This is a genomic window from Aminobacter sp. MDW-2 (assembly GCF_014250155.1).
In the GTDB taxonomy this organism is placed as follows: domain Bacteria; phylum Pseudomonadota; class Alphaproteobacteria; order Rhizobiales; family Rhizobiaceae; genus Aminobacter; species Aminobacter ciceronei.
Genome location: NZ_CP060197.1, coordinates 5,522,637 through 5,543,465, shown reverse-complemented (window position 1 = coordinate 5,543,465; position 20,829 = coordinate 5,522,637). Strand labels below are relative to the sequence as shown.

The 20,829-nt window shown below is 61.6% G+C and carries 17 protein-coding genes; 6 read left to right on the top strand and 11 right to left on the bottom strand.

The features are described 5' to 3' along the window. Nucleotides 1-231 precede the first annotated feature (231 nt). From H5P29_RS27310 to H5P29_RS27265, 10 genes are all read right to left on the bottom strand, one after another. Nucleotides 232-1,038, bottom strand: a complete 807-nt coding sequence (locus H5P29_RS27310; protein ID WP_154385297.1) for a HEPN domain-containing protein — start codon at nt 1,036-1,038, stop codon at nt 232-234. Then, on the bottom strand, nt 1,016-2,266 hold the full coding sequence (locus H5P29_RS27305; RefSeq protein WP_185910211.1) for a DUF262 domain-containing protein: 1,251 nt from the start codon (nt 2,264-2,266) through the stop codon (nt 1,016-1,018). Before H5P29_RS27305 ends, H5P29_RS27310 begins: the two co-directional genes overlap by 23 nt. Before the next feature lie 123 nt (nt 2,267-2,389). Beyond that, complete coding sequence (locus H5P29_RS27300; RefSeq protein ID WP_154385299.1) at nt 2,390-3,076, bottom strand: recombinase family protein; 687 nt, start codon at nt 3,074-3,076, stop codon at nt 2,390-2,392. 495 nt (nt 3,077-3,571) lie between these two features. Beyond that, nucleotides 3,572-3,928, bottom strand: a complete 357-nt coding sequence (locus H5P29_RS27295) for a hypothetical protein (RefSeq protein WP_154385300.1) — start codon at nt 3,926-3,928, stop codon at nt 3,572-3,574. Nucleotides 3,929-4,229: 301 nt separating this feature from the next. Further along, nucleotides 4,230-5,972: a hypothetical protein gene (locus tag H5P29_RS27290; RefSeq protein WP_154385301.1), complete on the bottom strand. Its 1,743-nt coding sequence runs from the start codon at nt 5,970-5,972 to the stop codon at nt 4,230-4,232. 92 nt (nt 5,973-6,064) lie between these two features. Beyond that, the gene (locus tag H5P29_RS27285) at nt 6,065-9,709 is read right to left on the bottom strand and encodes a hypothetical protein (RefSeq protein ID WP_195763185.1); all 3,645 of its coding nucleotides are present in this window, start codon (nt 9,707-9,709) and stop codon (nt 6,065-6,067) included. A 689-nt stretch (nt 9,710-10,398) separates the two neighbouring features. Then, nucleotides 10,399-10,773 carry a MarR family winged helix-turn-helix transcriptional regulator gene (locus H5P29_RS27280; protein WP_154385302.1) on the bottom strand — a complete coding sequence of 125 codons (375 nt, stop codon included), beginning with the start codon at nt 10,771-10,773 and terminating at the stop codon, nt 10,399-10,401. Between the two features lie 78 nt (nt 10,774-10,851). Beyond that, nucleotides 10,852-11,055 carry a hypothetical protein gene (locus H5P29_RS27275; protein WP_154385303.1) on the bottom strand — a complete coding sequence of 68 codons (204 nt, stop codon included), beginning with the start codon at nt 11,053-11,055 and terminating at the stop codon, nt 10,852-10,854. Between the two features lie 234 nt (nt 11,056-11,289). Next, nucleotides 11,290-12,264, bottom strand: a complete 975-nt coding sequence (locus H5P29_RS27270) for a DUF535 family protein (protein WP_154385304.1) — start codon at nt 12,262-12,264, stop codon at nt 11,290-11,292. A gap of 230 nt (nt 12,265-12,494) precedes the next feature. Further along, nucleotides 12,495-14,045, bottom strand: a complete 1,551-nt coding sequence (locus H5P29_RS27265; RefSeq protein WP_154385305.1) for a phospholipase D family protein — start codon at nt 14,043-14,045, stop codon at nt 12,495-12,497. 172 nt (nt 14,046-14,217) lie between these two features. On the opposite strand from H5P29_RS27265, the gene H5P29_RS27260 reads away from it, so the two are divergent. The 3 genes from H5P29_RS27260 to H5P29_RS27250 all read left to right on the top strand — a co-directional run bounded on the left by H5P29_RS27260 (nt 14,218) and on the right by H5P29_RS27250 (nt 16,928). Beyond that, nucleotides 14,218-15,054, top strand: a complete 837-nt coding sequence (locus H5P29_RS27260) for an endonuclease/exonuclease/phosphatase family protein (RefSeq protein ID WP_083948692.1) — start codon at nt 14,218-14,220, stop codon at nt 15,052-15,054. Between the two features lie 207 nt (nt 15,055-15,261). Continuing rightward, nucleotides 15,262-16,119, top strand: coding sequence for a CoA transferase subunit A (locus H5P29_RS27255; protein WP_067965297.1), 858 nt, complete (start codon nt 15,262-15,264; stop codon nt 16,117-16,119). Next, nucleotides 16,116-16,928: a CoA-transferase subunit beta gene (locus tag H5P29_RS27250; protein ID WP_067965295.1), complete on the top strand. Its 813-nt coding sequence runs from the start codon at nt 16,116-16,118 to the stop codon at nt 16,926-16,928. The genes H5P29_RS27255 and H5P29_RS27250 overlap by 4 nt, the downstream gene beginning before the upstream one ends. Before the next feature lie 55 nt (nt 16,929-16,983). Here the strand turns inward: H5P29_RS27250 and H5P29_RS27245 are convergent, their stop codons facing one another. Beyond that, on the bottom strand, nt 16,984-17,835 hold the full coding sequence (locus H5P29_RS27245; RefSeq protein WP_067965293.1) for a sulfite exporter TauE/SafE family protein: 852 nt from the start codon (nt 17,833-17,835) through the stop codon (nt 16,984-16,986). A 281-nt stretch (nt 17,836-18,116) separates the two neighbouring features. Here H5P29_RS27245 and modA point away from each other — a divergent pair, with 281 nt between their 5' ends. The 3 genes from modA to modC all read left to right on the top strand — a co-directional run bounded on the left by modA (nt 18,117) and on the right by modC (nt 20,825). Continuing rightward, nucleotides 18,117-18,917, top strand: a complete 801-nt coding sequence (gene modA, locus H5P29_RS27240; RefSeq protein WP_067965292.1) for a molybdate ABC transporter substrate-binding protein — start codon at nt 18,117-18,119, stop codon at nt 18,915-18,917. Between the two features lie 100 nt (nt 18,918-19,017). Beyond that, nucleotides 19,018-19,713, top strand: a complete 696-nt coding sequence (modB, locus tag H5P29_RS27235; RefSeq protein WP_067965290.1) for a molybdate ABC transporter permease subunit — start codon at nt 19,018-19,020, stop codon at nt 19,711-19,713. Then, entirely contained in the window at nt 19,713-20,825 is a 1,113-nt protein-coding gene (gene modC, locus H5P29_RS27230) for a molybdenum ABC transporter ATP-binding protein (RefSeq protein ID WP_371818593.1), read from the top strand. The genes modB and modC overlap by 1 nt, the downstream gene beginning before the upstream one ends. The last annotated feature ends 4 nt before the right edge of the window (nt 20,826-20,829 follow it).

Here is a 20,829-nt window from a genome sequence, read left to right as displayed (position 1 = left end):
AATCGCATTCTCAGCCTTCCTAAGGTCTGTCTTGGTGGCAGGTTCGCGCATTGGCGTGGCCTCTACGATGTTGCTGCGAACTATGTGCTTACTGGCACGAGTGTTTGCAAGCTGCCCGCTCGCGCTTGCCGCGAAACCCCCATCCGCTAGTCCGTGATCCTCCTGGTCTGGCGCAGGATGATCCCTGTATAGGGACACTGCCGCGTTTCAACCTGCCACCAGCGGCCTTCATCAAGTTCCTGCTGAAGCGAGTTTTTCTTTGTTGCGCTTGATCCTGTCAGCAAAGTCCACGTAACACGCTTCCACGGCGTCGGCAAACGCAACAGAGAATGTCTTGAAAAAATCGATCCAATGTCGGAATATAGTTGGACCAATTCCAGACGATTGTGAAATAGAGTGAACTATTTCGTTCCGCATGGTATAAAACTCATTCAATCGCAAGCGTATGGCAGGCGCAAATGCGTCCTTCTTCGGGTTCCCAATCTGTGCCTTTAGCGCCGAGGACTTAAACAGCTTGTCTGCTAGTTTTTGCGCTCCAACACGGGCGGTTAGTTCAGTAATTGTGTCCCAGCGCATGTTGTTTTCGTGTTCTGCAAGCATGCCCGCGATAAAGGCTGAGATGTTTTGCCGGATGGGATATTCGAGGAGTTGAAGGAGCAGCCGTTGTGCCCCACTTGCCCAGGCAGGGTCACCCTTGGGTCGAATTCTCCCCATTCGCCCTGAGCCGGCTCTCCAATAGTGATCTACAAGTTTCTCTTGCTGATCACGGTCCATGTGGGCGTACTCGGATATTGTTGACTTTGCGAATTCCTCGATCTGCTGACGGATATATTCCTCAAAGTGCGCAGCAAGGAGCACTACGGCTGCGGCAGCCATTGTGTTCTGGCCTCCGGGGGGCAGGGGCTCAACTGGCTTGCCGGCAATTACTGTGGGACTGGTCTCGTCCTGCTGGCCGACCAACTCTATTGTTTCCAAAAGAGCCTCTAATATTTGAGCCTGCCGGCCGAACTCTGCTTCAGCCAGCTTGAAGTCCGCCATCTTCGAGTACCTTGCCAAACAGGGAGGTCATGGCTGCAATTCGCCTGCGAACATCCGCCGCGGTGTTGGCGCGGCCGCTAAATTGCTCAATCTTTTCAGGGGTATCCAGCGCCTTCCAATATCGCTGCTGTACTTTCGAACCTGCCTCCAGCAGCCTATGACGATTGGCCCAGTGCCGATCTACAGCCACCATTACGGCGTCGTACATGCTCTCCGAAGGCTTGTCGGTTTCGCCCTGCGTCAGGCGGAATGGCTTTTTGCCGAAGAGATCGTACGCCACTTGAAGTCGCTCGTAATACTCCTTCTCGGCGGCCGTGGCCTCCTCATCGGACATCGACATACCTTCTTCCATGCGATCATCTAGTATGGAGCGCATGGAGCCTTTGATGCGGTCTTCGTCACGCAACGCGAAGTACCTAAGAACAATTTGGCAGTCTCCCATAGTTTTGTAGAGGTTATTCTTCTTTCGCTCGGGACTTTCGTAGTCGGATTCTCCAGTGTTGGCATCGTATGGGGGTATTCCCCATATAGTGGTGAATAGTTGGTTCTTTGCTATCCGGATGATTAGATCATTGAATTTCCCGGAGTAAATAGCATTGCGTATTTCTTGAGCATTCAACTGTTTTCCGCCGGTATTAAGTCGTTCGAAGACGAATTTCTTAAGCTCCAGGACCCGGCTGGTATTTGAATCGCGTAGCGCGGCGCGAGACTCTTTCAGTAAGACTATCGCCGAAAGTGAGGCTCGTTCCAGAGTTCGCTTTGTCCGTGGCGGTAGGAGGGCAAATGTTCGCCCATTTAGCGGTGAGAGAACTGTCAAAGAGGACAGCTTGAATTGGTTCGTCAGGAACTCGCGGATTGCCAATAGTCTTTGCTGTCCATCCATAACTTCATAACGTGCAAAGTCGCCTTCAAACAAAAAGATTGGCGGAATAGGTATGTTAAGTATAAAAGATTCTATAAGAAGAGATTTCTGCTTTGTTGTCCACCTAGAGCGTCGCTGGTATTCTGGGCGAAGGTTAACGGTCCTAGATTCATCTAATACATCAATGACCTGTGGTAATAGAAAATTGTTTGTCTGATAAATTGCCCTAAAAGGCGTCTCGACGATTGATTTCTCAATCTCCTCAACGGACTTGAAGGAAATTATCTGAAAATCATCGTCCCCATTGACTGCACCGGTTTGATTGTCAGTCTGGTTGGGGTCTGGCTGTTCAGGGCTAGCTACCACGGTACTTCCTCTTCCGGCGCGGGAGTTGGCGGCTCCAACTGTCAAGAGCCTCGCAACATTCTCGGTCCAAGTCGTTCTTGTTTCGGAACACTGTCGTATCTGCCTGCTGTGCGTAGCTCAAGCCTATGAAGTGCCATGCAAAGTGTCTAGCATTCGGAGGCCGCTTACTCTGTCCAAGACCCTCTTGACCTGCATAGGGGTCCACTGGCCGCCCCTTGATGTGTCCACATTCATGGCGTTCAAGGCGTCTGCGATGTTGGCGAGCGTCTGTCCTGCCTCGCGCATAGGCCCGGCTAACCGATAGACCTTCTCGGCCTCCCGCTTGGCTTTGGCCTGGATGGCCTCATTGCGTTTCAAGGTCGCATCCCGGAGGCCGCCGAGCTTCGTGCCGCGGGCCTTTGCTGCTTGGAGTGCCGCCTTGGTGCGTCTTCCTATGGCCTTGCGCTCCTCCTCGGCCAATGCCGCATAGATGTGCATTTGGAAGGGGTCGGCCTGGGGCATGGTCGCCACGCGGATTGTGGCCTGCTTCATGGTCCTGGCTATGAACTCAACGTCGCGACTGAGGCGGTCCAATTTGGACACCAAAAGCTCCGCCCCCTTTGCGCGGGCCATGCGGAGGGCCTCAGTGAGTTGGGGCCTGTCGCCATCGTTGCCGGATAGGATGTCGCGAAACTCCCCCAGGACTTCCCACGGGATGTCCGAGTGGTGGTCCAGATAGTGCTTGATGTCCCGCTCTTGGGCCTCCAGGCCCAGGCCGCTGCGGCCCTGCTCCTTGGTGCTTACCCGAGTGTAGACCACGTATCGCTTCATCACCTTGTCTGCCTCTGGATGGCTTCCCGATGAGTCTACGCAGGCATTTATCTAATGTCAATGTTGGTTGTGGCTGTTATGGGCACGTTGAAGGGCTGGATCGATGGGGATGGCGCATCAGTGCGCTGTCGGTGGGTGCCGAATGCCTCCGCCAAAATCCTGGAGCCCCACCAGGGGGGAAGCCGCGCAACTGTCGCGTATATTCAAGCGCTCGCGTGAGGCACCCTTGCAGTGTTCCGGGAACCTATTGGAGCGGACGTGTCGCCCTTCAAGTGGGAGGGTCGGCCGGCCTGACATCCAGCCTCATATGTGCCCCTCGGGAATAGCCAAAGCTAACCGCCCTCACTGCTCTGCCTAGCTTCTCCTCAAGCTCCGCATTGGCCTCAAGTAGCGCCTTAACCGCCTGCCTTGGATTACCATCATACGCCTTGATAGCCTCCTCGGTCGCTTCCTCCAGGGAGTCGGCATGGGTCTTCGTAGCGGATATTGCCGAAGTCATGCCGCCAGCCGACCTATCTGAGGGCCAATGCGCTTATGGTGGCGCGGGTGGACCGCTCTCTGACGACGATACTCGGAGGCGAACCTGTCGGGGTCAATGCAGCGGACAGCCAGGAGGGGTTCCAAGCTCCCCTCAAAGAGCCACCTTTCCGATGCGCTGAGGTCATCCAAGGTGCGAAACATGAGGCTCTGCGCGAGGTGGTCTTCAGGCCTACCCTCACTGAACAGACCCTCGTCCACCAAATCGCGGATGACATCAAGGTAGTCCATATGGAACTGCCACTCCCAGGTGTCGTCGTGAGGGAACAGGGGCGCGGCGGCCTGGGCTTCGTACTGGACTTGGCTGGTCGGCATGCTGGCCTCCTCAACGTGTTCCCGGTATAGAACAAAAAGAGAACATAAGAGTCAAGGGGCAACGCCTAGCAGGCTTGGAGACACGAGAGAGGGAGGCTATCGCTTCATCCCCTCCCTATCCCGATGCAACTCTGTCCGGTGTCTTCACGGTCACCTTAAGCACTAATAGTCAGGACGCCGGCCTAGGTGGGCATCATGTACGGCCGATGATGAGGCGGAGCCTCGGCCAGTCATCCAAGCTTGAAGCCGGCCCCAGAGGGCCACCCGTAGGCCATATAGGGGCGAGTTATGGCCTCGACAGTCAGATGTCTTTGCGGACCACCGGTAAAGCCGTGCCGACAATCAGCATTGAGCCTCTCGCCATTGCCCGCCGCGCTGCTGCTTCTTGGGTAGCCGCCATCATGATTCCGTCGTGCATCGGGAGCACCGGTATGCCTTGCCCGATGAGGATGCGGAGTGTTGCCAGCATGATTTCGCTTTCGGTGAACATGAGGCGAAGCCCGATGCCAACGCCGAAGAGATGCGCGATGGCCGGATGGCGCTCCCGAATGGCGGCCTCCACCTTGCGACCGGTCCACTCGGGGTCAACTAGCTGGCGGAGGTCTGAGGGCAGGCGGACCATAGCCCCCTGTCGGCACAGGAGCGAGGCGACGGCCTTCTTGACGGCCTTGCGGGGTAGCCCGTCGATGTCGCCGTATGGATCGCTGTTCGGTATGGCCGCGCCAGCATGAAGGTAGGCGAGTTGCACGAACATGGCGGCAAAATCCAAATCCGCCACCGGCTCCCCATCAATCCTGAGCAGATGCCGTCTGGCCTTCGGGAGCGACTGCCAGAAGCCGCCATATAGCCGTCCATGCCGGTCGAATACGTGAGGGGCTTCGGGGCAATCGATCTGGAAACGGCGGGTGAGGAATACGGGGACCAGCGGACGCTCCTCGCCAAGCCGGATGTCCGCTTTGGAAAGAAGGGTGTTAAGGGCCTCCATATCTTTGCGCATGGCCCTCGTGCTGTCGGTATCGGCATAGTTGATGAGGAGCTTTGGGCCATCGCTACGGGTCTTGGCCTTGAGGATAATCGTTTCGGCCCCCGCCCGCCGAGCCACCTTAATCGGCCCTCGGTGCCGCGCCTCCGCAATGCGCCCTACTAGGACGGCGGTAGGAGCGATTGTGGTGCGCCACTGGCCGCGACTGCCGGTATGCACGACGAGGAGGCCAAGCTGTTCCATTGCCCTACAAGCGCCGCTGAGAACATCAACGGGGAACTTCGGGCGGTCATATCGGGTCGCGCCGTCCTTCCGCGCGGACAGGGACAGCAGTGTCCCCTCGGGGTAGTGGGCTACAAGGCAAGCGATGTTCGCCAGGAGGGTTCTAACCGCCTCCCTGCGGCGCTCGGTGGCGTCCCGGCGTTTCCGTCCATTTGCGTGGCGTAGGCTCTCAGTCCCCTCAAGTATGGCGTCCGCGAGGGTCACGAGGGAAGCGCTCGCGGGGACCAGGAAGGGGCTGAAAGGGATGTTGCGATGACATTCGACCTTCTCACCATCATGGGAGGGTTCCTCGGACGGGGACGCTGGGGTAGCTTGGGGGATGCGGGCCATTCCGCGCGGAGTGTGGGGGATGGGCTTGCTGAGCTTCTCCCGGAGTTCCAGATGCAGCCGCTTTTCATCGATGGCGCGGGCGACCTCGGAGAGCGGCTTGAAGCCGTGGTAGTTCCTGGAGTTGTTGCGGCGGACGTATCCGTCCCTTGGTGCGACGTGCTTCCAGAACTCCTTGTGGACATGCGCGTGAATGACGGTTGGACTGGGGAACCTGATGAGTAGCCGTACAAGCCCTTCGGCGATGAGGGGCTCAGGGTTCCGAGCGAAGCCTCCGCCCCACAAGGTGCCCACGTAGCCTCCCCCTGCCCAGGTGATGCCGTAGGTTCCCATGGGCTCAAAGAAGCCTCCAGCCTTCTGGTTGGGTTCCTTCCAGGTCTCCACAAAGGCCGTAATGCCTCCAGGGTTATCTATATGCTCGGCGGTGAAGCCGTATGTGGAATTGTATGCCATTTGCATGGTCCTCTGGTATGGACGAGCGCGGGCCGGCACCGGGGACACTGCCCGGTACTGGTGCTCGCTCATGATTGCTTTGGTGCCTAGCGCTACGGCTGGAGCATCTCTGAGAAGGTCGCAGGGACATCCCCCTCACGCTGCCGGCGCTTCTCCAAGCGGGCCGCGCTGGCCTCCCGTTGACGAGCCCCAATCAGTTTTCGGAGTTCGACATTTTGGATGACGAGATACTTTCGGGCCGCCGTGCGGTACCTTTCGGCTTGAGACCCCAAGGCCCACAACCGAGTCCCCTTCACGTCTGGGTCCCCATCCGGCATGTCCTGGTAGGCCTCACTTTCGATGATCCCGCCCAGAACGTACTTAAGGCTCGGCTGCCCAGGTATCTGCGCGGAAAGCTCCTGGAGCACCTCATAGGCGTTCCGCCCCTCGTTTGGCCCCTCGGTGAGTGTTATGTCTCGTAGGTCGAGCCCTTCGAACGTAGGGCGTGGCGAACCGATGCCCGCCTTACCCGTCTCCAAAATCATACGGTTGTGTTCGGCCTCTACCGTCCATGAGACATCGCGGGTGATGAGGCCCACGCGGCGGAATAGCGGCTCCCCGAAGACATCGCGGCGGGCTGGAAGGGTCTGAGAGTAACCAGGAACATCCTTGAGGGCCGTGTCTATGACAGAACGGGCCTCCCTGAGATATGGGTCGGGATTGGTCCCTCGGAGAAGGCTGGAAGCCGGCACTAGGTTCCCCAGCGTATTCCCCACCCACTTTCCGCCGCGCTTCTCGGGATCGCTGAGAGCCTGGACGGCCCGGTTGACGTTTGCCAGGAAGGTGCGGTCTGCGAAGTTCCTCGCTAGGGCATAGCCTAGCGCCGAAATGGGAACCTCCATGTCGGCCTCGGGGTCCACCTGCATGGCCTCAACGATGGTGGCGACCATGGACAAGGAAAGGCCCACTGGGTCCGCCTTGCTTATGGGTACGTAGGTGTGGGTGCCTTCCTCGTTCTCGATCACATAGCTGAAAGGTTGCCAGCCGGAGGCCGTGAGGTGCGCCCGAAGTTCCGGGTCCGTAGGGCCTGCCCCGGTGAGCTTACCGGAGAGTGCGAGGGTTGCTGCGAGCCCCATAAAGATGCTGCCAAGGGCCATCTGACCGACCGCTTGAGCCTGTGCTTCCGGCCCTGCCGCACCCCGTATCGCGCCAAGATATTCCTTCTGGATGAGGTTCAAGCCGGGGGTCATCTTGACGCCGTAGCGGAGCACGTTGATGGGCGTCTTCACGAACGGCAGCACTAGGTGGAGCAACGGGTGGCGGGAGCGTACCTGTTGAACGGTGGCCCCAAAGGTTTGCGGCAGAAGCTCCTGCTGGAAAGTGGTCACCTGGGCCTCCCGGAGCGCCCGCTCGTCCAGCGCCCTCCCTGTCGCCGGGTCTATGGCGTCCTCTAGTCGCCTTGCTATGAAGGCCTGATAGTCCTTTCCAGTGAGACCTCGCTCCGCCGCCTCCACCGCTGCCTCGGCCTGCACCACTGCCCTATAGCGAAGTGTCTTGAAGAACTCGTCCACTGCCCCAAGAGTGCGCGTGGGGAGGCCGACAACGTGCCGGTAGTTGGCTGCGTTGAAAGCGTTCTCAACAAAGTCGGAAACCGTCTTAATGGGCTTCCACTGGATGCGCGGTAAGGTGGTTCCTAGGGAGCCGCTCTGAAAGACTTCGGTGTTATGGGGACTGAGGAGCGAGTCGCCCCGCTTGAATGCCTCCACCATGGCCGTCCAGCCGTCGCCCAGAGCCGCTACTGTCGCGGAGTATTCCTTAAGCGCTTGACGGCGCATGATGTTGCCCGTTTGGGGACCCACGGCGAAGGAGCCTATCAGCTTCTCGGTAGGTCTGCCGACGATCATCATAGCGGAGCTGGTGATGTTCATCAGGTGCGTAGGCCAGAGCCAAAGGAGATTGTTGGACAGTAGGAAGGCTCCCTCATCCATCACCCTCCTGAGGAACCCCGGACTAACCGCCTGGGCGAGCTTTTTGGGGTCTCCACCCGTAGCATAGAAGACCTTGGCGAGTTGCTCGGGGTCCATCGTCTTCACCTTTGCGAGGTCCCCGGAGGTGATCTTGAAGCCACCCCGCATCCGCCTCAACGCCCGCCCACTGTTGGACGATATGGACCGCGCGGATGCGAGGAGGGTCATCGAGGTGAGCACCTGGGAGCGAAGCGTTTCAGCCGCCTTCGCAGTGTCTCCACCCCATTCCTCCAGAAGCCCATGCCGTAGCTTGGTGGCTGTCGTGTAGGCGTCCTGTGTCATGGCATTGGCCGTCAGGTAGCCGGCCTCCATCCTGGACACCATCTGAGCGGCCCCCGCGCCAGCCTCGGTGATCTGGCCAATGAGGATGTCCGGTTCGTCCCCGAAGTAGTCGGCCATCTGGCGGACCTTGGCGTTGACCGCGGCGTCCGACATGATCGCGCCGCCCTTCGCCGCGTCCATCTGATCTCTGAGTGTCTGCTCTGCGTTGGTGAGGAACGCGCGTAAGCCCTCGGTGGTGCGGAGCTTCTGCCACGGAAGGCGATTGCCCTTGGTCAGGACCTCGCCGGCCTCGGCGGCGGCCTCCCGACTGCCGTACTTCGAGATCGCAGCTACATCAGATTCGGTGCGCTTCAGGATTGTCTCCATGTCCACGGTGGAGGCTTCGACGGGCGCGGTGGGGCGGTGAGGATCGTTCGCCCCTGGAGCCTCGCTGGCCGGCTTAGGCTCAGGTCCGGTTGGCACCCCCTCCTCGGCGCTGGACGCCCCCGGGCGAGTCACTGTGGGCGTTGCAGGGGCATTGGGAGCCGTTTGGCCGGGGACTCTGAGGGCCGTAGCCGGTTCGTCCCTCGATGCGGACTGCACGGTCGGCGTGAAGTCCATCCCGAACTCGTTCGCGTTCGCCTGCCGTGCCTTGTCTATGTCCGCCTGCTGCCGAAGCGCTGCCTCGTCGGGGGGAGACCTCTCGGCAAAGTCCATACCGAACTCATCAGCGTTGGCACCTCTGGCCTTCTCCAGCTTGGCAAGCTCTCGGGTCGCCATTTCCTCTTGGCCACTGCGAAGGAACTTGATGACCTTGACGGCACCTATCAGGGCGAGATCGGCCCCAATGCTCTCCAGGGCGTTCTTGAGGCGGCCCTCGGCGGCGGTGTCATCAGGAGCGGCGGCAAGGAATGCCGTCACGGGGTTCTGGAGGTCCGGGAAAGACTCGATGAGGTTGGACAGGCGCTCCTCGTGAGGGTCCAGGACGATGCCGCCAGCGACAGCACCACGCCCCACCTCAAAGGCCGAGGCTGCGAGCTTACCGCCCTGCTGAAACTTCTGGGTTGCCCTGAGCGGAGCCATGAGCTTGCCTGCCCCGATGAGCCCCACAGCAAGCTGAGAGACCCCTGAAGCGAGCCCGTAGCCGGCGCTCTTGCGATCTAGCGCCCGGTCGGCGGCCTCTATGGACCGGCGCATGGGGGACTTTTCGGCCTCGGCGGGCTCCCCGAAGAGGAAGTCTTTGGTCTCGAAGACCGCCTTGGCCATACCACCGCCGATGGACTGCTGTGCGTTGTCCATGAAGTCGGGCATCAGGCTGGCCCCATTGAGGTTCTGAAGCACCGCCTCGTCCTTCTGGGCCTGTCCTGCGGCCAAGTCTGCGTCGGCTGCGGCGATGGCTCTGCGGAGCCTGTCTTGGTCTATCTGTGGGGCGGCCTGTGCCTCTGGCGTCTGCGTGTTCAAATCTTCCAACTGAGTATCCTCTCTGCTGGTAAAGGTCTGGACGTGCCTCGTCGTTCTCCGAAAGGCGGCATCCAGATTTGATGAATTGGGATTGGTCGCGCCCGGTCACATATGCGGGCGGATTACTCACGGGTCTCGTGAGTGGGTTTGCGTCCGTTCTTATCCTCGTGCGACTTCGCTCTTGCTGCGCACTCCGACACGGTTCGCGGGTCGGGCCATGGTGTCCCACTCCGCCACGCTAGCGGCAGGGATGCCATGGACACATATTCACTCTTTCAAAGAGCCCGAGGCACGGCCCGTCAGCCACGTCGCTCGCGCCCGCAAAGCGGGCAAACATTGAGGGTTTGGGGAGGGTTGGGTGGTCCGCCCGTTCATCCGGTGCGGGGCATACGGTGCTTTGACCGTCCGTCTCTTTCACCTGCCCTATGTGGGGCAATTAAAAGTTCCAGCCGAAGCCGGAAAGACGCCACACACCTACGATGAACGTGAGCATTCGTCAATAACTATATTGAAAATTGCAAGGTAAAATTGATTGATCCTATCAGCCTATTCCGGATGATCCCATCAAGTTCCTTTATGGTGTATTGAGGTTACTCAAGGAATCACAACAAGGGACCTCAACGAGAACTTCACGGTACCCCCACTTAGCCCGCCTATTGCACTGATACGGGGGCAGTAGGGGTACCGCTTGGGGCTGATCACCTCTGCTGCGAGCACCCATGGGCCAAGATGGTCTCCACCTGGACCATCAGGGCATGGCCGCGCGGCGTCAAGACGAAGGTCTTCTTGCGGCGGTTGTCGAGGTTCTCGGAGGTGCGCACAAGGTCCAGACCTGTCAACCTATCCCTCAACCCGTATCCAAGATAGCGCATGTGTTGTGAGACCGTAGAGGGCGAGACATCGAGACGCGCCGCTAGGTCTTCAAGCGTCCAGGGGGAAGGTTCGTCGGCCTCGTTGCCCCATAGAGCCACGCCTAGAAAGGTTCGCAACATGCCTAGGGGCATATCTCGTGCTTCTGTGATGATGGTTTGATTGGCCTGAAAGTAGGCCTGGGTGATCGGATTGCGGTTCATACTCGATACCTGTGGAACTGAACTACCCGAGAGGTGAAGGCGAAATGGCGATTGTGTCTCCCCGCCGCTCCGATGCTGCTATTCGGTAAACATCGCGCGGTCTTCCTCCAGTTCCTTGAGCCACCCAGAGACATCTTCTCCTTTCGCCCATGCCTCCAGGAACCTAAAGGCAACACTTGGAACGGAGAATGCATCCCGCGCGAACGTCACGGCGGTCAGCTTGTCAGCCAGTTCCTCACGACTGGGGATGGACGGGAGTGCGGTAGAGAAATCGGTGGTCATTGATTCGACTCCATAGGTTGAAACCTGTTGCGGTTAACTGCTATGGTTTTCGAATAGTCGGCCTTGAAAAGCTCAATGTTTTCAACGCTTGGGCTGCGCTTTGAGGAACTTCAATCCTCTCTGGCAGCACCATTCTCTCCAGAAGAAAAATCTTCGGTCTTGCTTGCGCACAAACGGCTGCGCGCCGTGGCCTTTGCGACCACAAGCGCGCAATGTTGCGGATGCGAGCGAGTGCTACGCTTCGGCGAGCGGCGATCTTGCCAGGGCTCTCAGGCTAGACAGCCGGCAAATCCCGCTGCCGATATCCCAGAACGCCCGTTTGCTCTGCTCCCTGCGATTTGGGCTGTCGATTTGAGGCGCCGGCGGCGCGGGCAGGCGGAAGCCGAATGGTTCGGCCGGCAGGCCACCGCGTTCGGTCCAGTAGCCGTCGAGGTCGGCCTGCATCAGCTTCCGGCGCTTGCGGCGGCGCTGGTTGATGACGTGAGTGGCGTTGGACACCGCCATGATATCAAGCGCGGACACCAGTCCGTGCAGGGCGAGCAGCATGGCGTCCTTGGGGCGCAGGCCGCCGAGGCAGCGGGTGGCTGATATGACGGCGCGCTTGGCGTCAGCGCCTTTCGGACCCTGCATGCCGCCGATCGCCAGGCTTGGACTGCCGTCCTCGCCGCGGATGAAGACGAAGCTGGCCGTCCACAATGTGTAGTCGTCGCTTGCCCGCGACAGCTTGATGGCAAAGACGCCTTCATGACGGCAGCCGCAGTGGTCGGCCAAAAGCATCTGCACGCCGTAGCTTTCGTGACGGCCGGGGACCGTGCCCATGTCGAGGCGTTCGCCGCGCCAGAGGGCGGCGAGGTCGTCATGGCGCAACAATTCGGCAGCTACCTGGAAATGCGTCTTCATCAGGCCGAGGCGAACAGGACTCGAAATACCGGTGACGAAAAAGACGTCGAGCGACTTGCGCAAAAGGTCGTCATGCGGCCGGCCCAGCGCCTGTTTCAGGGAAAAATCGCCGAGAAAGCGTATCCAGCCGAAGCTGCTGACCGGCCGGCAGGCGAATCGCAGGCAGAACACCGCCGAGCGCTTGAGCGAGATGCGGGCGCCGAGGCTGAGCATCTGCAGGAAAGCCGATGATCGGCGGCTGTCGCGTCTCGTCGGCGACTGGGGCAGCAGGCTGTGCCGGTCCAGCTCCGGTTTCCATCCGTGTCGCACGTGACGGCTCCTTCAGACTGCGTCCGCCGGCCCGGGATCCAGGGCTGGCGGAGCGATCTAAGGGGCGCAACGCATTGCGCCTGCATTGCAAGACGGGCGTGTGCCGGCCGCGTTGATTCGAAATCTTCGCGGGAAACGGCCGGAAACGTAAGGAATTGTAGGTGAATAGTAGGGTTTTGTTGCTGGAGTGACGGCAAGCCGTCGAAATCGCGGACCGCTTGGCGCCCAGCTTAAAGCTGTGATTCGATCGGCAGGTAGCTGATCACCTTGGCCACCAGGCGCCGCCGCAGGCTGGCCTGCGGTTCGTGGCCGAGCTCGCGTGGCCCATTGTCGCCGCTGTCGGTCCAGCGCAGCTTGCCGCCATGGAGCGACAGCCTGAAGGCGCTGCGCGGCGATGTCTGCGCCGAGATCACCGCCTCGACCTCGCGCGCCAGCTCCTGCTGTCTGAACAGGACGCCCATCTCGGTGTTGAGCGCGGCCGAGCGCGGGTCGAAATTGAACGAGCCGACGAAACCGGCCGCACCGTCCGATATGAACGCCTTGGTGTGCAGGCTGGCACCCTTCGAGCCGAACAGCGACATGTCGGTGCGGTCTTCGTCGGGCTTCAGTTCGAAGATGCCGACGCCGTTTTCGAGCAGCGGCTTGCGGTAGCGCACATAGGCGCCGTGGACGGCGGCGACGTCGGTGGCGGCGAGCGAGTTGGTCAAGACGGTCACCTCGACGCCGTTCCTGGCCAGCGCCGTCAGTTCACGCGTGCCGGTCTCGCCGGGAATGAAATAGGGCGAGACGATGCGCAGTTCCCGCCGGGCCGAGGTCAGGATCGGCCGGATTGCCGTCATCAGCCAGCTGTCCTGGCCGGCACCCGATGCCTTTTCCGGCGGATCGGAGGCGACTGTCGCCTCGCTGGTCCAGCGCAGCCTGCCCATGCCTGACGACGACCATTCCCGGCTCTCCTCGGCAACGCGATGGATGTAGGGCTCCGCCAGGCCGGTCGTTGCCGTGCGCTCCAGCCGCTTGCGCAGGGCGGGAAGGTCGCCCCTTGCCATGCCGGTGACGTGGCGGATCGGCAGCACCGCCTCGCTGTTCCAGAAGCGGTCGAAGATGGCCTCCGTCTGGTCGACAACAGGACCAGCGAGCAAAAGGTCCATGTCGCGGAAATTGGCGTCTTCCGAGGCATCGAAATAGGCGTCGCCGACATTGCGCCCGCCGACGATCGCCAGCCTGCCGTCGGCGACCCAGGCCTTGTTGTGCATACGCCTTGTGCTGCGCATGACGCGCAGCACAAGCTCCAGCCCGCGCTGCAGGCCAAAGGCGCGTGCCCAGCTCGGGTTGAACAGGCGAACCTCGATGTTGGCGTGGCTGTCGAGGGCGAGATAGTTCGGGTCGTAGCCCTTGGCGTTGATGTCGTCGAGGATCAGCCGCACGCGCACGCCGCGGTCGGCGGCGCCGAGGACTTCGCGAGCCAGCAGGCTGCCGGTCAGGTCGTCCTTCCAGTAGTAATATTGCAGGTCGAGGCTGCGCTGGGCGTGGCGCGCGGTGTAGGCCCTGATGGCGAAGGCATGCAGGTTGGACGACAAAAGCGCCAGTCCGCTCTGGCCGGGATGGTCGGCAAGCAGCGGGGTGATCAGCCGGTCGAACGGGGTGTCGCTGTCAGCCGTCGGCGATGCGCGGGAAGAAATGCCCTGGGCGCGCTTGGCGAAGCGGCCATAGGCATAGACCGCCAGCAGCGAGGCAATGACCAGGAACCCGACAACTGCTATGACGACGGCCACGAGTTTCATGTGTCAGGCGGCCCAAGACCTTTCGATGGGAACCTTGTGCCGACGACAGCATTTCGGTGGAAGGCCATCGTGACGCATGTGGTAAACCTCGAATAGCTCGACCATATAGGTTACTGTTGGCGAAACGCCTATCGCAACTGAACACGAATTTCCCAGAGATTCCAGACGAGTGATGGCTAGCAGACCAGGCTTTGAGATTTCAGCAGAAGCAGGTGCCGCGCACCGGTCCTCGACGCTGGAGCAGGGCGATACGTCGTTGCCGCCTGAGGCCGGCGCGCACAGCGAGATCGTCGTCGCCTCCTACAACGTCCACAAATGTGTCGGCCTCGACCGCCGTTTCGATCCGCAGCGCACGATGCAGGTCATTTCCGAGATCGGCGCCGACGTCATCGCCTTGCAGGAAGCCGACCAGCGCTTTGGCGACCGGGCAGGGCTGCTCGACCTGGAAGCGGTCGAGCGCGAGACTGGGCTTGTTCCGGTGCCGCTGGCCGGCCGGCGCAAGAGCCATGGCTGGCACGGCAACGTCGTCATGTTTCGCAAAGGTTCGGTCAGTTCGGCGCGGCAGATCGTGTTGCCCGGTGCGGAGCCACGCGGTGCCGTGGTCGTCGACCTCGAGCTCGAAGCCGGGCCGCTTCGGATCATCGCGGCGCATTTCGGCCTGTTGCGCCATTCGCGCAAGCTGCAGGCCGGAACGCTTCTGACCGCAGCCGAACTGCACAGCGACAAACCGACGGTTCTTGTCGGTGACCTCAACGAATGGCGGTTGGGCAAGCGCTCGTCGCTGCGCAGCCTGGAACCGGCTTTCGGGCCGATGCATGCCATCGTTCCGAGCTTTCCCTCGCGTTTCCCGGTGCTGGCGCTGGACCGCGTCATGGCGCGGCCGCACAGCCTGCTCACCGAGCTCGAAGCGCATGACACGGCACTGGCGCGCATCGCCTCGGATCACCTGCCGATCAAGGCGGTCATTCGGCTAAACGCCAAGGGCAACGGCCTCGCCGAGGCCGCCTGATCACTGCCCGACGAAGAAATCGCTGATCTGCGCCGCCGGTTGTCGACCCGCTTCGGGCGATCGTCCTTTGCCTGACGGCAGACAGCAGCGACGGCACAGTCCGGCAAGACCTGCTGTCGACGCCGATGATGCGCGACCGGGACGCGTGCGCTACATGATGTCGGACAGATGCCTGCAAATGAAGTTTCGACGTCAGGGACGAAGCGCATGGCCCAATTCTTACCCCTGTCGCGGGCGGTCGCCGACAATCTCAACAGTGGCGACACCGTGGCCTTTGAAGGGTTCACGCATCTCATTCCCACCGCCGCCGCACATGAGGCGATCCGCCAGGGCTTCAAGGACCTGACGCTGGTGCGCATGACGCCCGACTTGATCTACGACCAGATGATCGGCATGGGCATGGCGAAGAAGGCCATCTTCTCCTACGCCGGCAATCCCGGCGTCGGCCTGCTGCGCCGCCTGCGTGACGCTGTCGAGAATGGTTTTCCGCATGCGCTCGAGATCGAGGAGCACAGCCACGCCGCCATGGCCAATGCCTATGAGGCGGGCGCCGCCGGCCTGCCTTGCGCCATCTTCCGCGGTTATCGCGGTGCCGAGCTCACCAAGGTCAATCCGAACATCAGGTCGGTGACCTGCCCGTTTTCAGGCGAGGTGCTAGCGGCGGTTCCGTCGGTTCGGCCCGACGTCACCTTCATCCATGCCCAGAAGGCCAACCGGCGCGGCGACGTGCTGGTCGAGGGCATCATCGGCATCCAGAAGGAAGCAGCCCTTGCTGCCCGGCGCGCGGTGGTGACCGTCGAGGAGGTGGTCGACAATTTCGACGACCTGCACCCCAACCTGACAGTACTGCCCAGATGGTCGGTGACGGCGATCTCGGTCGTGCCGGGTGGGGCGCACCCGTCCTACGCGCATGGCTATTATGTCAGGGACAACGCGTCTTATCTGGAATGGGACGAGATCTCAGCCGACCGCGACCGTTTCCGCGAGTGGATGCAGACGAACGTCATCGAAAAGACCAGCGACGATTTCGCGGCCCGCGTCGAACATCTGAGGATCGTCGCATGAGCGTGACAGGCTTCAGCCCCAACGAAATGATGACAATTGCCGCTTCGCGTGCGCTCAAGGGCGACGATGTCTGCTTCGTCGGCATCGGCGCGCCCTCGGCGGCCTGCAATGTCGCCAGGCTGACCCATGCACCCGACATCACGCTGATTTACGAATCCGGCACCATCGGCACGGCACCCCAAGTGCTGCCGCTGTCGATCGGCGACGGCGAATTGTGCGACACCGCCGTCACCACAGTTTCGGTGCCGGAAATGTTCCGCTACTGGCTGCAGGGCGGGCGCATCTCGATCGGCTTCCTGGGCGCAGCCCAGCTCGACAAGTTCGGCAACATCAACACGACGGTCATCGGCGATTACGCTCATCCGAAAACCCGCCTCCCCGGCGGCGGCGGCGCACCCGAGATCGCGACGTCGTCGAAGGAAATCTTCATCACCATGGCCCAGTCCAGGCGCGCCATGGTCGAGAAAATCGACTTCTACACCTCGTTCGGCCATGGCGACGGCGGCGACCATCGCCAGCGCCTCGGCATCGACACCAAGGGGCCGACATTGCTGATCACTGACCTGGCGATCTGGAAACCGGACCCCGTCACCAAGGAATTCACCGTCGTTTCGCTGCATCCTGAGGTGACCCGCAACAAGGTGCAGGAGACCTGCGGCTGGACTGTCAAGTTTGCCGACACGCTTGAGCAAACGCCCGAACCGACCGAACTGGAATTGACGACGTTGCGTGACCTCAAGGCACGCAGCAGCGGTGCCGCCCACAAGGGCGCGGCTGTCGGCGCGAGGCAAGGATCGAAGGATGGCTGAGGCCTGCGTCCGCCGAACATGAAAACGCCCGGCATTACCGGGCGTTTTGCTTTGCTCAGCCGATCAGGCTGTAAAGAAAGCGCAGGCTGATCAGGAGCAGGAAGATGCCGAAGGCGACCTCGAGCTTGCGCTTCGACAGCGCGTGCGCGAGCCGCGCACCCAGAGGCGCGGTCAGCACGCTGGTCGGCACGAACAGGATCAGCCCGACGAGCGAGACATAGCCGAGCGACAGCGGGAACTGCAGCGCCGCGACATCGGGATATTCGGCGGCCCGCGGCCAGCCGGCATAGATGTAGCCGAGCGCGCCGGGGATCGAGATCAGCACGCCGAGGCCTGAAGAGGTGGCGACCGCCTGGTGGATCGGCCGGCCGTAGAAGGTCATGAACAGGTTGGAGAGCTGGCCGCCGCCGATGCCCATCAGGCTCGACAGCACGCCGATGATCCAGCCATAGATGTTCATGACGATCTTGCCCGGCATGTCGAGGCCGAGGCGCCACGAATCCTTGCCGAACAGCAGCCGGATCGCCGAAATGCCGGCGACCACCACGAACACCGCCTTGAACAGGTCGGCCGGCGCGTAGCGGGCGATCACGCTGCCCATGGCGACGCCGATGATGACGGGGATCGCCCACTGCTTCAGGATCGCCATGTCGACGGCGCCCTTGGCGCGATGCGCGTTGAACGAGCGGATCGAGGTCGGGATGATGATCGCAAGCGAGGTGCCGACGCAGAGCGGCATGCGCACCTCTTCCGGTACGCCGACGGCCTGGAACAATTCGTACAGCACCGGCACGATGACGGTGCCTCCGCCGACGCCGAAGACGCCCGCGAGCAGGCCGGTGATGGCGCCGGCGCCGAGCAAGGCTACGGCGAGCCAGATGATTTCAAACGTCGATATGCCGGCCATGTAGGGGATCTCTTGGCAAGTGCGGAAGGTGCGAGGAGGGGGCCTCGGCACGAACTGCCCCGGCTCACCTCGCGAATGACGTTGCGACATATGACATGAAGAGCCGGACCAGTCTCCCCCTGAAAACAGGGCCAGCGGCGAGGCCAATCTCGGGCGAAATGACGGAACTGTTTCGCGCAAAACCACCTGGATGGGTAGTTGCCTGCCAAGTGTTGTATCCGTATGAATATAACGAATCCGTGGCCCGCGACGGGCTGGGCTAGATGGTGGAGGGAATTCTGATGTTCGCGCGTAGGAGTTTTGGGGTGCGGCTTGCCGCCATGGCGGGTGGTCTCGCCGCCGTACTGGCGCTTGGCCTGCCGGCGGCGCGCGCCGATGGCGACGTCGTGGTGTTTGCGGCCGCCAGCCTCAAGAACGCGCTCGACGCCGTCGACACGGCCTGGAAGGCCGAGGGCGGCAAGACTGCCACCGCGTCTTATGCCGCGAGCTCGGCGCTGGCCAAGCAGATCGAAGAGGGTGCGCCGGCCGACGTGTTCATCTCGGCCGACCTCGACTGGATGAAGTATCTCTCAGACAAGAAGCTCATCAAGGACGGCTCCGAGGTGAAGCTGCTCGGCAACCGCATCGTGCTGGTGGCGCCGAAGGATTCGGTTGCCAAGGCTGACATCGCGGCGAATTTCGACCTCGCCGGCCTGCTCGGCGAAGGCCGTCTCGCCATGGGCGACGTCAAGGCAGTTCCTGCCGGCAAGTATGGCAAGGCAGCGCTCGAGAAGCTCGGCGTCTGGGCCTCGGTCGAAGGCAAGATCGCCCAGGCCGAGAACGTGCGCGCCGCCCTCAAGCTGGTGTCGACTGGCGAAGCGCCGCTCGGCATCGTCTACCAGACCGACGCCACCGCCGAGCCGGGCGTCAAGATCGTCGGCCTTTTCCCGGAAGAGACGCATCCTCCCATCGTCTATCCGGTTGGCGTGACGGCGGGCTCGAAGAACGCAGACGCCGAGGCGTATGTGAAATATCTTCAGTCCGCCAAGGCCAAGGAGCTGTTCGAGGCTCAGGGCTTCACCGTGCTGGCGCCGGTCCAATAGCGACTGGTTTACCCCTGTCGGTTAGGCTCTATCTTTGTGACTGATGTCCCATTCCGCATCGCGGGGTGGGACGGATTTTTTGAGGGGATGCGAGCGGGGAATGCTGGACCTCACTCCTGACGAATGGAACGCGGTCCACCTGTCGATCAAGGTCGGGCTGTGTGCGATGGCTGCCAGCCTGCCATTCGGCATCGGCATCGCGCTGTTGCTGGCGCGCGGCAATTTCTGGGGCAAGTCGCTGCTCAACGGCGTCGTCCATCTGCCGCTGGTGCTGCCTCCCGTCGTCACCGGCTATCTGCTGCTGCTGAGCTTCGGGCGCCGGGGGCCGATCGGCTCCTTGCTCGACCAGTATTTCGGCATCGTCTTTTCGTTCCGCTGGACCGGTGCCGCACTTGCCTGCGCGATCATGGGCTTCCCCTTGATGGTGCGAGCCATCCGCCTGTCCATCGAAGCCGTCGACCGTCGTCTCGAATCGGCCGCCGGCACGCTGGGCGCCAGCCCGCTCTGGGTGTTTGCGACTGTGACGCTGCCGCTGATCCTGCCCGGGGTCGTTGCAGGCATGATCCTGTCCTTTGCCAAGGCGATGGGCGAGTTCGGCGCCACCATCACCTTCGTTTCCAACATCCCCGGCGAGACCCAGACGCTGCCCTCGGCGATCTACACCTTCACCCAGGTTCCCGGCGGCGATGCAGGGGCGATGCGGCTGACGCTGATCTCGATCGCCATTTCGATGATCGCGTTGGTCGTCTCCGAAATTTTCGCCCGCCGCATCGGCCAACGCGTGGATGCCGGCTGATGCTGTTCGTCGACATCCACCATCGCCTCGGCGCGTTCGACCTTGAGGCAAGCTTCCAAAGCGCCGGCCGCCTGACTGCTCTGTTCGGGCCGTCAGGGTCGGGCAAGACCTCGATCATCAACATCATCGCCGGGCTGATCCGCCCGGACAGCGGGCGCATCGTCATCGACGGAAAGACGCTGGTCGACACGGCACAGCGCAGCTTCGTGCCTGTCCACAGGCGCCAGGTCGGCTTCGTCTTCCAGGATGCGCGGCTGTTTCCGCATCTCAGCGTGCGTTCGAACCTGCTCTATGGCCGCTGGTTCACGCCACAGGCAGAGCGTTATGCCGAGTTCGGCCGGGTCGTCGAGATGCTCGGCATCGGCCACCTCCTGGCGCGTCGACCGGCGCTGCTGTCGGGCGGTGAAAAGCAGCGCGTCGCCATTGGCCGTGCGCTGTTGGCAAGCCCGAAGCTGCTGCTCATGGATGAGCCACTGGCTTCGCTCGACGACGCACGCAAGTCTGAAATCATGCCTTATCTGGAACGGCTGCGCGACGAGACGAAGATTCCGATCGTCTATGTCAGCCATTCCATTGCAGAGGTGGCGCGGCTTGCCACCGACATCGTCGTGATGACCAACGGCAAGCTGGCAGCCAGCGGCCCGACCGGCGAGATCATGCGAAGGCTCGACCTGTTGCCGCCGGAAGAGGTGGGCGAGGGCGGCGCCGTGCTCGACATGAAAGTGCTCGGCCACGACGAAGCCTTCGGCATGACAGTGCTCGGCACCCGTGCCGGCGAAATGCGCGTGCCGCGCATCGACAGGCCGCTTGGTGCCGCCGTGCGTGTCCGCATCCGCGCCCGCGACGTGATGATCGGAACCGAACGGCCGAAAGGTCTCAGCGCGCTCAACATTCTTCCTGGTCGCATTGCCGAAATCAGCCAGGTCGACGGTTCCCAGGTCGACCTCAAGCTCGACTGCCATGGCGACATCCTGGTGTCGCGCATCACCCGCCAGTCCTTCCAGACGCTGCACCTTGCCATCGGGCGCGAGGTGTTCGCCGTCATCAAGACCGTTGCTTTCGACCGCGCCAATCTTTCTCCGGGGGCGCCGCTTGTGCTAACCAGCGACTGACTGG